This is a genomic window from Enterococcus sp. DIV0756 (genome assembly GCF_051710745.1).
Classification (GTDB): Bacteria; Bacillota; Bacilli; order Lactobacillales; family Enterococcaceae; genus Enterococcus_A.
Map to the genome: position 1 here is coordinate 1,381,562 of NZ_JBIOLF010000002.1, position 12,589 is coordinate 1,394,150.

Annotated in this window: 13 protein-coding genes; 12 read left to right on the forward strand and 1 reads right to left on the reverse strand. The window is 39.3% G+C overall.

Going from position 1 to position 12,589, the window contains the following annotated elements:
- The first annotated feature begins 3 nt into the window (after positions 1-3).
- From IGI44_RS22965 to pnuC, 7 genes are all read left to right on the forward strand, one after another.
- Positions 4-795, forward strand: coding sequence for a PTS mannose/fructose/sorbose/N-acetylgalactosamine transporter subunit IIC (locus IGI44_RS22965; RefSeq protein WP_438790227.1), 792 nt, complete (start codon positions 4-6; stop codon positions 793-795).
- Positions 779-1,606, forward strand: a complete 828-nt coding sequence (locus IGI44_RS22970; RefSeq protein ID WP_438790315.1) for a PTS system mannose/fructose/sorbose family transporter subunit IID — start codon at positions 779-781, stop codon at positions 1,604-1,606. The genes IGI44_RS22965 and IGI44_RS22970 overlap by 17 nt, the downstream gene beginning before the upstream one ends.
- Positions 1,607-1,621: 15 nt before the next feature.
- Positions 1,622-2,677 (forward strand): SIS domain-containing protein, encoded by a 1,056-nt coding sequence (locus tag IGI44_RS22975; RefSeq protein WP_438790228.1) that lies wholly within the window; start codon positions 1,622-1,624, stop codon positions 2,675-2,677.
- An 18-nt stretch (positions 2,678-2,695) separates the two neighbouring features.
- Positions 2,696-3,700, forward strand: coding sequence for an SIS domain-containing protein (locus IGI44_RS22980; protein ID WP_438790229.1), 1,005 nt, complete (start codon positions 2,696-2,698; stop codon positions 3,698-3,700).
- Between the two features lie 39 nt (positions 3,701-3,739).
- On the forward strand, positions 3,740-3,874 hold the full coding sequence (locus tag IGI44_RS22985) for a hypothetical protein (RefSeq protein ID WP_438790230.1): 135 nt from the start codon (positions 3,740-3,742) through the stop codon (positions 3,872-3,874).
- Positions 3,875-4,093: 219 nt separating this feature from the next.
- Complete coding sequence (locus tag IGI44_RS22990; RefSeq protein ID WP_438790231.1) at positions 4,094-4,801, forward strand: deoxynucleoside kinase; 708 nt, start codon at positions 4,094-4,096, stop codon at positions 4,799-4,801.
- Positions 4,802-4,897: 96 nt separating this feature from the next.
- A complete protein-coding gene (pnuC, locus tag IGI44_RS22995; protein WP_438790232.1) occupies positions 4,898-5,641 on the forward strand; it encodes a nicotinamide riboside transporter PnuC in 744 nt (247 codons plus the stop codon).
- 55 nt (positions 5,642-5,696) lie between these two features.
- Here the strand turns inward: pnuC and IGI44_RS23000 are convergent, their stop codons facing one another.
- Positions 5,697-6,596: a hypothetical protein gene (locus IGI44_RS23000; RefSeq protein ID WP_438790233.1), complete on the reverse strand. Its 900-nt coding sequence runs from the start codon at positions 6,594-6,596 to the stop codon at positions 5,697-5,699.
- Between the two features lie 191 nt (positions 6,597-6,787).
- Between IGI44_RS23000 and IGI44_RS23005 the strand changes: the two genes are divergently transcribed.
- The 5 genes from IGI44_RS23005 (at position 6,788) to IGI44_RS23025 (ending at position 12,560) form a co-directional block, all read left to right on the forward strand.
- A complete protein-coding gene (locus IGI44_RS23005; RefSeq protein WP_438790234.1) occupies positions 6,788-7,708 on the forward strand; it encodes an alpha/beta fold hydrolase in 921 nt (306 codons plus the stop codon).
- A gap of 317 nt (positions 7,709-8,025) precedes the next feature.
- Positions 8,026-8,559: a PadR family transcriptional regulator gene (locus IGI44_RS23010; RefSeq protein WP_438790235.1), complete on the forward strand. Its 534-nt coding sequence runs from the start codon at positions 8,026-8,028 to the stop codon at positions 8,557-8,559.
- A 50-nt stretch (positions 8,560-8,609) separates the two neighbouring features.
- Positions 8,610-10,145: an MFS transporter gene (locus tag IGI44_RS23015; protein ID WP_438790236.1), complete on the forward strand. Its 1,536-nt coding sequence runs from the start codon at positions 8,610-8,612 to the stop codon at positions 10,143-10,145.
- Between the two features lie 226 nt (positions 10,146-10,371).
- Positions 10,372-11,841: a helix-turn-helix domain-containing protein gene (locus tag IGI44_RS23020; RefSeq protein WP_438790237.1), complete on the forward strand. Its 1,470-nt coding sequence runs from the start codon at positions 10,372-10,374 to the stop codon at positions 11,839-11,841.
- Between the two features lie 203 nt (positions 11,842-12,044).
- Positions 12,045-12,560, forward strand: coding sequence for a hypothetical protein (locus IGI44_RS23025; RefSeq protein ID WP_438790238.1), 516 nt, complete (start codon positions 12,045-12,047; stop codon positions 12,558-12,560).
- Positions 12,561-12,589 lie beyond the last annotated feature (29 nt).

Genomic DNA, 12,589 nt, shown 5'->3' on the forward strand with positions numbered 1-12,589 from the left:
AACATGCTTATTCAAGCAATTTTACTTGGTTTAGTCGCATTTATTGCTCAATCTGAGTACGCATTAGGCACGTCACTATTATCTCGTCCAATTGTTACAGGTCTTTTTACGGGAATCGTTTTAGGAGATGTTAAGGCCGGCATTATCATGGGAGCAACGTTAGAATTAGCATTTATCGGTTCTTTCTCTGTTGGCGCGGCGATTCCGCCAGATGTAGTGACAGGTGGTATATTAGGCACAGCTTTTGCGATTACGGCTGGCGCAGGAACAGAAACAGCGTTGCTGCTGGGGTTACCGATAGCGACATTAACCTTGATCTTGAAGAATATTTATCTTGGTATTTTGATTCCGATCATGAACCAAAATGCTGATAAATACGCTGCCGATGGAAATTATAAAGGTGTGGAACGGATGCACCTGATGGCAGGAATTGGGCTATCCTTGATGTTAGGATTAGTGGTTATGATTTCATTTATGGTAGGAAGTAAAACCGTCGGGAATTTATTGGCGATGATTCCTGAATTCATTCAGCATGGATTATCTGTCGCAACTGGTTTGATTCCAGCACTAGGGTTTGCGATGCTGGCTCGTCTATTGATCAACAAACAAGTGGCGCCGTATTTCTTCTTAGGCTTTGCCTTAGCTGCCTACTTAGAAATTCCTGTTACTGGAATCGCGATTTTTGGTGCGATTGTAGCGGTAGTCGTGATCAATATTATGAATGTGCGTGGTGGACAGAACAATGGTGCCCAAACTTCTACAGGGGAGGTAGTGGATGATGATGAAGACTTCTAATGAGAACAATGAGTTGAAAATTACGAAAAAAGATTTGAGTAAGGTATTTTGGCGTTCGTTCCAAATGGAATTCTCGTGGAACTATGAACGACAAATGAATCTGGCTTACTGTTATGCGATGATTCCGATTTTGAAGAAATTGTATAAATCTAAAGAAGCGATGGCGACAGCGTTGAAGCGTCACTTGGAGTTCTTCAACACTACCCCTCACATCGTGACGTTGATTTTAGGGATCAATGCGGCGATGGAAGAGGAAAATGCTAACGATCCGAATTTTGATGTTTCCACAATCGATAATATCAAAACGTCATTAATGGGACCATTGGCTGGGATTGGCGATTCCTTCTTCTGGGGAACATTACGCTTGATTGCTACTGGCGTGGGTACTTCTTTGGCATTGCAGGGCAATATCTTAGGACCAATCTTGTTTATTCTGATTTTCAATATTCCACATTTATTGTTCCGCTATTTCGCTACCACTTGGGGCTATAAATTGGGAACCGGCTTTCTGAAGAAAATTCAGGAAAATGGCATGATGGGCAGCTTGACCTTAGGCGCTTCGATCATCGGTTTGATGGTGGTTGGCGGAATGACTGCTTCAATGATCGATATCAATATTCCGTTAAAAATTGGGACAGGTGAAAACGCGGTGACGGTTCAAAGTATTTTTGACGACATCGTGCCACGAATCTTATCACTTGGTGCTTTTGGAGCCGTCTTCTATCTACTGAAAAAAGAAGTCAAAGCCTTAACGATTTTATTAGGATTAGCGGTTTTCGGCATCCTTGGTTCACTGATTGGGCTCTTTTAAGAATGGAGGGAAAACATGTCAACAATGACAATGCTTGATTACATTGATCAAGAGCAGGAGACATTGACGAAGATTTTAAACGAGTATGATTTTTCAGCGGATGCACAATTGTCAGAAATGAATACTGTCACGATTTTAGCGACAGGTTCCTCCTATAATGCGTGTTTATCAGCAAAGTTCGCGTTTGAAACACTGGCGGATGTCACGATTACGATTGAAGAGCCCTATAATTTCAATCATTATGGGCACTTGATCAAAGGAACAGATACAATTATCGGCGTTTCTCAAAGCGGGAAGAGCGCGTCAACGATCGATGCGATGAAGAAATTAAGTGGCAGCGAGATTCAACGGATCGTGTTAACCAGCGATGTAGAAAGTCCGATTGCTCAAGTGGTTGATAAAGTCATTGACCTAAACATGGGAATCGAGACCGTTGGTTTTGTAACAAAAGGCTTTTCAGCCACGATTTTACAATTGATCCTGTTGGCGATTAAAGTCGGCGTTTCGAAAAAACAAATTGATGAGCAAAAACTTCATGCGCTTAAGGAAGAATTAGCGGAAATAATTACCCATATTCCAAGTGTGATTGCAAAATCCAATGACTTTTTTGAGCAGCATGAAAATCTGCTGAAGCTTGGCGGACGTTTCGTTGCATTAGGCTACGGACCAAACTGGGGAACCGCGAAGGAGTTCGAAACAAAATTCACTGAAACCGTGCGCCGGCCTAGTCAAGGCTTTGAATTAGAAGCTTACATGCATGGTCCTTATTTAGAGGCTGATTGGGAACATACGCTATTCTTTATCGAAACACCCAGTGTGAATCTTGAAAGATCACAGGCTTTAGCGGCTTATATGGCTAGTTCTGTAGGAAACATTCTGAGGGTGACGACAGAAAAAGCTTCTGATAATGATACTTTGGGCTTAGATATCAAAGTTTCAGAGCTTTTCTCTCCATTAATATTGATTATTCCATTCCAACTGCTGGCTTATCGCACGGCAACGGCGAAGGGAATTGATTTAAGCAAACGAATTTTTGATGATTTTGATGCAGTATTAAAAAGTAAAATATAAAGTTGAGGAGTTTATGACATGTTGAAATTTAATGAACAGCAGCAAATTGATGATATCCAAGGAGCTTTAGAGCTACGCCCACAGGTTGAAAAAATCATTGATGAGGTGTGGGAAAAAGGTTATGACAATATCTTTTACTTAGGCATCGGCGGCACCTATGCTTCAGCGATGCAGGCAGTAACCTATATTAACGGTCGCAGCGATTTACCGGTCTATGTGCAGCACGCTGCTGAATATTATACTACCGGTAATCGCAGACTGACGAAGGATTCATTAGTGATTCTTTCTTCAGTAACAGGCACAACGGAAGAAGTCGTGAAGGCAGTGGATAGGATTAAAGAAGTCGGCGCAACCTTATTAGGCTTTATTGATACCGCAGGGACGAAACTGGCTGAAAGCTGTGATCACGTGATTACCTATCCGAATCCTGGAACTGAGCAGATCAAATTCTTTATGGTTGCGGATCGTTTGATGAACAAGAATGGCGATTTTCCAGATTACGATGAGTATTATGAAGAATTGGAAAATCATTTAGCCAAAGGGTTAGTCGAAGCAGAAAAACAAGCAGAAGACTTTGGCCGTGCGTTTGCTGAAAAACATCGTCACGATGCTATGCATTACTTTATCGGAGCTGGTAATCAGTGGGGTGCCGTTTACTCATACGCGATGTGCTATTGGGAAGAACAAAGCTGGTTACGCTCTAAATCAATCCACGCCGCTGAATTCTTACATGGAACGTTAGAAATCGTGGATGAAACAACCCCAGTAACACTATTTTTAGGGGAAGATGAGCAGCGTCCATTAGCTGAGCGAGTGAAAAATCTCTTGCCGCGTATTTGTGGAAACTATACCTTCATCGACTCAAAGGATTACCCAATCGAAGGCATCAGCGAGAAAAATCGTGGACGAGTGCTGCCGCATCTATTAATGCACTGTGTCACTCAACGAATCGATGCCCATGTTGAAAAATTAAATTGTCATCCATTAGATATTCGCCGCTACTACCGTCAGTTTGATTATTAATAGTTCGAGACCTCTTTGCATAAAGCGAAGAGGTCTCTTTTGCGAGTCCGACTTTTTGCAGGATTAAAAGTTGGTAGTAAAGTATTTGGCTTAGAAGAACAAACACAGGGGAAGTATAGTCGGATCGTATGCGAAGCGAAAATAAAGCTATTTTTCACGGTTTTAGAAAAATAGTACCAAAAAAAGAGATAGTTGCGAGTCCGACTTTTGGAAAAAATCGTCAACATAGCGAAGAAAGTGGATACAATCCCTTAAAACCGACAACACTATATATTGTGTTGTCGGTTTTATATATCACTAAACAAGCACAAAATCTAGTCTTTACATCAAAAAAATTTAGGAGTACTATTATCAAGGATTTAAAAGATAAATTTCTAACTTAATGAAAAGGAGATGGATGAAACAATGCTATTAATTGCTGGCACGATTGGTGCAGGGAAGAGCAGTCTGACAGATATGTTGTCACAGGAGATGAATTCAAAACCATTTTATGAAAACGTGGATGACAATGAAGTGCTGCCGTTGTTTTACTCGAATCCAGAAAAATATACGTTTCTATTGCAAATATTCTTTTTAAATAAACGGTTTTTGGCGATGAAGGATGCTTTGAAGCAGGCGGATAATGTCCTGGATCGCTCTATTTATGAAGACAGTTTGTTGTTTCATTTAAATGCCGATCTTGGGCGCGTCAGTCAACAGGAAGTGTTGCAGTATGACAATTTATTGGACACGATGTTGAAGGAATTGGAGACTGCCGCACCAAAGAAACGGACTGATTTAATGGTTCATATTAAAGTTTCTTTTGATGTGATGCTGGATCGAATTGAAAAACGTGGAAGAGATTATGAACAAATCGCCGCGAACTCGGAGCTTTATGATTATTATCGAATGGTCAACGAACGTTACGAACAATGGTACGACAGCTTTGATATTTGCCCGAAAATTCAGATTGATGGCGATCGTTATGATTTTGTGGCTGATCCGCAAGCTGCTGAAACAGTGATTGCGTTGATTAAAGAAGAAACGAATAAGTTGAATCAGCAGGAGCTTAAAAATCCCCGCTATTATTCAAACGGAAAGATTGAAAAAGGAATTTTCTAGTCGTTCCTTTTTTTAGCGAATTAAAGAACGTCTGTATTCTAGAAATGTGCAGACAAAAAAATGACATTATAAATAGAGATTTAGAGGAGCTCCACCATGATAAATTATTTCAAATTTTTACTTCACCAGTTAAAAGGCTGGCCGCAACAAAATTATTATTTATTTTTCTTCAGTTTAGGCTGTCAGGTAATGACGTTAGTTAATCAGCCAATCAACCTTCTAACTGTAATTACCTTCATTGGAACAACTTTGGGGGTTTTATGTATTCTGTCAATCAATGCCGCGAAGTCAGTCAATGGGATTTTAGGGATCATCTCGGCCATCTGCTTTATCTATGTTGGCTATTCGGCAAAAAATTATTTGAGCATCGGCGAACAAATTGCATACATGATTACCCTGGATATCCCCGTATTGTTAAGTAAAGAATGGAATCATAATATGGCTGCCAAAATTCGCAAGTTTACTGGAAAAACTTGGGGGATTGCGATTATTAGTACCATCATCGTTTATTTTGTTTCCGGTTATTTGATTCAACGCTTCACTGACGATCCGCGTCCTTGGATCGATGCGATTGCCTTTTCTATTAGTCTGAGTGCTGGGATTATCAGTTTCTTACGTTATAACAATCAATATTTCTGGTGGTTGGCTTCAGGGCTTGCCCAAATGGTTCTTTGGTATATTTCCTTCAGACATGGCTCTGCGAGTCTAGCGATGTTTGTCAACAGCTCGGTTTATTTGATCAACGATGTGTTGGCCTTCACGGTTTCTCCTTGGTACAACAAAAAGGAACGGGAAAGAATGCAGCGGATGGAAGAAGAGTATTACCATTTGAGTCATTAATTTGAATAGATAAAGTATGACCTTGATGACATAGAAATCGTCACCAAGGTCATTTTTATTTCGTTAAAATCCAATTAATTTCATCGGTGATCCACATTCCCGGTTTTTTCAAATCATCAAAAGGGACCCACGAGCTCTTCATAAAAAGCTTCTCAGCCTGCCAATAGTCGTCACTCCGTTGTTTTGTTTTTAAATAGTCAAGGGCTGCTTGACATTCAGGACGATCCAAAAGTTTTTCTGACTTTAGAACGCTAAGAGCTTCTATAATATTCGTTCGATAAGGGTAGGGATAAAAAAGAGTGATCAGATCATCGTATAAAAACTCGTCGTTGTTCTGATGGAAAATGACACGGTGCTTCAAAATATAGTCCAAGCCTTGCTGTAATTTGGCAGAAAGTCCAGTAAGCTCCCCGTATTTTTTCCTATACTCTGAGAGTACTTTGACAGATTTCACAACACCGTCATAACAAGGGGACTTACCGACACAACCACCGAAACGGTGAAAGAGATCCTTGCCATGCCAAGTGGAAGGTTCGTCTTTTTCAAATGGAAAATACGAGATAATCCACTGGATGCCTTGCGCCGCCCATTCTTTTTTGCCAGCACGAATATAAATCGATGTGCAAAGTGCGTTGTGACAAGCGAGAACACCGTTTTGTTTTCCAGTTAACGAAAAGCCCTCGTCAACATTTGTATGATTATAGAGTGTTTCAAGCATTGCTTGGCTGCCATCCAAGCGTTCAAAAAAAGGAATCTCCGAAAGTTCTGCCAATAAGAATTCTAGCTTGCGCAGGCCCGTGAAGGTATCCGTGCGAATGCTCTCGGATAAAATGCGAGTAATGACCTCTGAATGTTTCAGGTAGTCCATAATTTCTGAAGATTCTGGACAGTGATTTTCTCTGACGAGTTTTTTTAAGTGCAATGCGGAGTCTATATGACTCTTCTTATCGATCATAGGAGCACCTCGAGTTCTTTCATAGTGTATTCGCGAGAACGGTTCAAATCAGTATTAGTGTAGCATTCCGATTGGGAAGTTGGAAGCTGCATTTAAGAAGGAGGGACTTTATCGAAATAAAAATTTTCACGCTAAAATGACCAGAAGGGATCTGTTATACTTAAATCAGTAAAATATAAGGAGAAAATAAAATGGGATACCTGTTATTGTTTGTTGTACTAATAATTATATGTATAGAATTTTATCTTTATAAGAAAGACATGAAAAACGCCTATGCCCGTTTGAACCAATACGAAGTCCAAACGCTAAACACCAGCTTCGGAAAAATGAACTATCTTGATTTAGGTGCCGGAGAGACAGTTATCATTTCTCATGGGATATTTGGCGGCTATGATCAAGGGATGACTAGTCTGGATCAAGTAGTAGGGGATACATGTCGAAAAATCGCACCCGCGCGATTTGGCTATTTAGGTTCAAGTTTACCAAATGAACCAACGCCGAAAAATCAGGCGCAAGCATTCACTGAACTAATGGACCAATTAGATATTGATAAGTGTTATCTCTTAGCGACTTCTGCAGGCGGTGCCGCTGGGTTAAGAATGGCTTTGGAATATCCTGACAGAATGAAGGGGCTCATTTTATTGTCATCCGGTGCCCCCGATCAGAAAAGAACGCCCGAAGAAATAAAGAAAATGGGGCTGCAGGGACCACCACCAGCGATTGTCAATGATTTTATTATGTGGTTTTCAATGAAGCATTTTGGCTTTGTCTTTAATAAAATGATGGGCTCGTCGATTGAGAGTAATAAGCTGTTTGAAACAATGCTGCCAGCATCCCCGAGACGCCCAGGCGTTCGAGCAGATAGCAAGATCACAAATACGGATATGTCCTTAAATTATGATGACTATGCTTTAGAAGCGATCCGTGTACCGCTTTTAGTTTGCCACGCCAAGGATGATCCAATGGCAAGCTATGAAGCTATTGAAAAATTGTTGAACCGCGTGAAGGCAGATACGGTCATTTGTGATACAGGCGGTCATACGATTGATGGCAATGGAGATGTGGTTGATCAAGCCATTCGAGCATTTATTGAGAAAACGAAAGCATACTAACAAAATGGCATGGGTTTTATTTTGAAAAATACTATGAAAAGTCAGATGTGTTTTTGCATTCCTTAGTGAAAGAAAAAATGTATCTGGCTTAATAGTTGTAAAGTATTTTTCGAAAACACTTTATAGTTGGCTGTTTACGCGAAGAAAGAACGGCTATTTATTGCATGCTCCGATGCGAATGCTCGGAGCTTTTTTGTGCTGCAAATTTTATTCAAAAGTGATAAGCTTTTTCAGTTGACAATAAGTCTAAAAGACCTATAATAAGAAAGCTGATGTATCTAAAAGACTGATATAGATTTGGTAAAAAGGAGGATATTATGTACGATTTACTACTGTTAGGCTCATTGATTTCCGGTGATAAAACCGGTTATAAGCTGCAAAAAATTGTCGGCTCTGCCTTACAACCGATGCGGAGGGTCTCCAGTGGTGTACTTTATCCCTCATTAGAAAGGTTGGAAAAGGAAGGCCTCGTTACATCAACCATTTGCGAGGAAGGACGAAAGACGAAGCTCTGGCATATTACTGCCCAGGGTGTGGACCGCTTTATTGAATTAATGAAGGAAAAGATTCCCTCCGATGCGAAGCGTAATGACATGATTCATTTCAAATTACGCTCGTTGGACAGTGTCGATCTTACGGAACAGCTAAGAATCTTGACTGAGTTTCAAACATTTATTGAAAAGGATTTGGCCTTTTATCAAAAAGCGCAGGAAGATATGACCGAGTTTCAAGCGCGCTTTCCAGAAAATGCGGAGCGTTTCCGGATACTTGTGGAGGCGTATGAGTTGGATATCCAACTCGCAAAAACAAAATTAAGCTGGATCAAAAAACAACTCGCGGATCGACGGTAAGCGTCGTGAAGTCGATTGAATGTTATAGATAGTAGGAGTGGAAATAGTTTATGAAAAATTCTGCAAGAAAATGGTTCTCATTAGTTGCAATGTCATTAGGCGTCTTTATGGGACTTTTAGACGTAACGGTCGTAAATGTCGCGTTGCCAACCATGCAAAAGGCCTTCAACGAACCCTTTACACAGCTGCAATGGGTGTTAAATGCCTATACGTTAGTGTTTGCGGTCACATTGCTGATTGTATCAAAGATGGGCGATATGTACGGACGCAAAAAAATCTTTTTAGCTAGTTTGATTTTGTTTGTTATTGCCTCAGTAGTGAACGGCTTTGCGCCATCTTTATTGATTTTGGATATCGGTCGCGGTATTCAGGCGGTTGGCGGGGCAGGAATGATGTCCTTATCTATGGCACTGGTTGCCTCTAATTTTGAAGGGAAGCAACGTGGATTAGCTTTAGGCATTTTAGGATCGGTCATCGGTTTGTCTTCCGCATCCGGTCCATTAGTCGGTGGGTTGCTAGTAGATGCCTTTGGTTGGGAATCGATCTTTTTTATTAACTTACCGATTGGTATTATTGCTGTGTTGATGACGATTCGTTTTGTTAATGAAACACCAAGCTACGGCAAGGATCAAAAAATTGATTTTATTGGAATGATTTTATCAGCGGCCGCATTGTTTAGCGGAATTTACGGTCTGATTCAAAAAGAAACGCACATCGGCTTGGCGTGGACTGATCTGCGAGTTGGCGGCTGGCTGCTTTTAGCGGTTGTTTTCTTGGCGTTGTTTATTTTTGTGGAAGCAAAAGTAGAAAATCCCATGATGAATTTAAAGATGTTTAAAAATATCAATTTTATCGGGTCTGTTTTAGTCGCGTTCGCACTAGGTTCAGGTATTTATGCGTTTAATACGTACTTGACGGTCTTGATGCAAAATTATATCGGTTGGTCCGCCTTTGATACCGGCATTCGACAATTGGCGTTGTCAGTTTGGTCATTAATTTTAGGACCAGTCGTGGGGATTCTTGGAAATAAATTCTCGAAGAAATGGATGATTGTTGCCGGGCTGTTAGTCAGCGGTGCTGGCTTTATTTTCTTGATTGGACAACTTTCGCCAACTATGGGTTATGCTCAATTGTGGCCAACGCTGGTCATGATCGGAATCGCTAACGGGATCGTCAATCCAGTATTGAACTCCGCTGGTTTAGAAGGTGTGGCGCCGCAAGAAATGGGGATGGCTTCTGGATTACTAAATGTTTTCCGCCAATTTGGAACGAGCTTTGGTGTAGTTATTTTAGGCTTAGTTGAAGCCAATCGTTATGCAGCGGTTGTGAATCAACACGCTAGTACGTTACACCTACCAGAAAAATTAACAAACAGCTTAGTGAAGGCGGGTCCTTTCTCTGGTCATGAAATTGCCTTTTCGGATGCCTTAAGTAAAGCGCCTTTTGCACACGAATTGCAGAAGGTTGTGGTGAATGCCTTTGATAAAGGGTTAATCCAAATCTGTTATGTTGCCGGCACGATCGTTCTGATCGGTGCTGTCGGGGCAGCGATCTTTATGCGTGAAACGAAGGAAGTAGTAGAATAATAGTGAAATCATTCTTTTTCTTAGAAAATAATAAGAAAAAAAGTTTTGTCTAATATTACTAGTTTTTTTCGAACCGATGACAGTTGTTATCGGTTTTTTTTGTTATACTGAAGTGGATTTAATGTAGGAAAGAATGTTCAGTTGACCAGATTTGAGTTTTGAGTATTCAGAACCCTTAGTGATGTTCTATTAAAAAGCCCCTGAATATTAGTCGAGGAGAGAAAAAATGTTACCTAAATCTAAAAAGAAGGAACTTTACATTTTGTATTATATTCTATCTTCTGAGGCTTCTTCATTAAAAACAATTGAGGAGGATCTGGGGATTCCTATCAGAAATGCAAAGGCAATCATTTATCGACTCAATCGAACAATTGAAGAAAAATTAGCTCATCAAAATTTTTTATATGCCACAAGTCATGGAAATATTCAGGTTGATCCGCTCTATGATCAACAGAAATTTGAAGTTTTTTTTAAGTTGCGTTTAACCTTTTACCAGGAGTCGTCAATGTATAAGATGTTGCTGCTACTAATTAATTTTCCGACGATTACAAGAGAAGAACTGACTGAAAAACTTTTTATATCAACCTCTAGCTTTAATCGGATCTATCAAGAGTTAAATCGTTTTCTGAAACCGTTTGATATTCGAATTGTTGGTAAAAACAATCGATTTCAATTTGAAGGAAAAGAACTCAATATTCGACTCACGTTGTTTCATCTAACGTATTTTGTTTATCAGGATATTGAGTGGCCATTTTCCTCTATATCATTGGAGACGATCGATGGCCTTCTAAGAAGAAAATTTGATCAAATTGGACGTGTGCAGTCTGAGGCAAAAAGACGTTGTGTGTATTTTCTTTATGCGATTATTCAAACACGGGCAGAAGAAGGCAATCTTATCACGGACGATTATCCTCCAGAGGTACATGAGATTCTCGCACTTTTTCAACCATCAAAAGAGGTTCAGATTTTCAATAAGAGAATTATAGAAAAACAGTCCCATAAAACAAGGGATTTGGAGTTGAAATTTGGTGAATTTTTTGGACGTGTCTACTTTCCGGAACTAGATAAACCGTCTGAACAAATTGAACGTGGAAAAAGGATGGCGCAGGGAGAAAATAACGTATTGTTCTTTTCTCGCAATGTAATCGAAGAGATTGATACGTTTCTCTATCTAAAAAAAGACGAGGATTTCTATTTTAGAATTTACGAATTCAATCTTTTTTTGTGTTTATTGATGATTCTTGGGCCAGCCTATGCACAGTTGAATGCTTTAGGGATGCCTCATTATGAACGAAATATTATTTTTAATGAAACACGGATGACGGCGATCAAAAAAGGAATCCGACGGCATCTTAAAATAGCTGTTTCAGAGGAAATACTGGAGGAAATTGCTACTTTTTTATATACCATCTATGAGGCCAATCGAGTAAAGCCTGTACGCATTTTCTTAGAGTTTACCAAAAATTTATCTGCTGAATATATTGTGAGAAGACGAATACTGCAGATATACCATACGCAATCGATTCATTTCACTGATAAAATTGATCATGCGGATTTAATTATATTCGATGTGAATAGTGTTGCGAAGCCGATCAATAGTCATTATTTCTATTTAAGTTCGATTAATAGTAACTCTTTATGGCGAGAGCTATTTACTGTGATTCAAAAAATCATTAATGATAAAACATTTACTTAAATGATGGATAACGGAGCTGACTAGAAAGTTTTTTTGAACTTTCGAGTCAGCTCCGTTTTATGTCTAACAAAAAGAAAATTATAAATATGTCTAACGATGTACATAATTTCGACGTTTCGTTTAAAAGTTAAGCCATTATAATGGAATTACTCTCAAATTGTAAAAAATTTAAATAATTTGAATAAATTGGAGGTGAATCGTTGATGCCAGAAGAAAAATTAAAAGAAAAGAGAGAAAAAAGAAAAATCCTTGTAGTTTTTCTTATGTTGTTTTTAGTTTCAGGGTTCTTCCTGTTTAAGACGTTCTATCACAATCCGAGCGTGACTATTTCAGGTAAGGTTCCCGATGGAGAGTTTGCAAAAAAACTATCGAACAATGAACTAGAAAAATACCTGCAAGATAAGGCTGATAAAAATTATATGCGTATCCAAATGAATCCTACGATGCTTTTAAACAATGAGAGAGTACTGTCTTTAAAATTAGTGAACTCACCAAAAAATGTCTATTCTGTAAGAGTGGTTACGCTGATTGAAGGCGAAAAGGAAAAGATTTATGACTCGGGATTGATCAATCCTGGGGAATATGTAGAAAAAGGGAAGCTAAAAAAAGAAATAGATAAAGGAATTTATCAAACAGTAAATCAGGTGATGTATTACGATGATCAACAATCACTCGTTGGTCAAAGCAATGTAAAAGGGCAGCTATCTGTGCCTGTTTAGTAAAACGAAAAGAAGTATTCAAACTTTTG

What these genes read in the sequence shown, in the direction of transcription:
- IGI44_RS22965 (WP_438790227.1), top strand. Translation starts at nt 4, where the DNA reads ATGCTTATTCAAGCAATTTTACTTGGTTTAGTCGCATTTATTGCTCAA.
- IGI44_RS22970 (WP_438790315.1), top strand. Translation starts at nt 779, where the DNA reads ATGATGAAGACTTCTAATGAGAACAATGAGTTGAAAATTACGAAAAAA.
- IGI44_RS22975 (WP_438790228.1), top strand. Translation starts at nt 1,622, where the DNA reads ATGTCAACAATGACAATGCTTGATTACATTGATCAAGAGCAGGAGACA.
- IGI44_RS22980 (WP_438790229.1), top strand. Translation starts at nt 2,696, where the DNA reads ATGTTGAAATTTAATGAACAGCAGCAAATTGATGATATCCAAGGAGCT.
- IGI44_RS22990 (WP_438790231.1), top strand. Translation starts at nt 4,094, where the DNA reads ATGGATGAAACAATGCTATTAATTGCTGGCACGATTGGTGCAGGGAAG.
- pnuC (WP_438790232.1), top strand. Translation starts at nt 4,898, where the DNA reads ATGATAAATTATTTCAAATTTTTACTTCACCAGTTAAAAGGCTGGCCG.
- IGI44_RS23000 (WP_438790233.1), bottom strand. Translation starts at nt 6,596, where the DNA reads ATGATCGATAAGAAGAGTCATATAGACTCCGCATTGCACTTAAAAAAA.
- IGI44_RS23005 (WP_438790234.1), top strand. Translation starts at nt 6,788, where the DNA reads ATGGGATACCTGTTATTGTTTGTTGTACTAATAATTATATGTATAGAA.
- IGI44_RS23010 (WP_438790235.1), top strand. Translation starts at nt 8,026, where the DNA reads ATGTACGATTTACTACTGTTAGGCTCATTGATTTCCGGTGATAAAACC.
- IGI44_RS23015 (WP_438790236.1), top strand. Translation starts at nt 8,610, where the DNA reads ATGAAAAATTCTGCAAGAAAATGGTTCTCATTAGTTGCAATGTCATTA.
- IGI44_RS23020 (WP_438790237.1), top strand. Translation starts at nt 10,372, where the DNA reads ATGTTACCTAAATCTAAAAAGAAGGAACTTTACATTTTGTATTATATT.
- IGI44_RS23025 (WP_438790238.1), top strand. Translation starts at nt 12,045, where the DNA reads ATGCCAGAAGAAAAATTAAAAGAAAAGAGAGAAAAAAGAAAAATCCTT.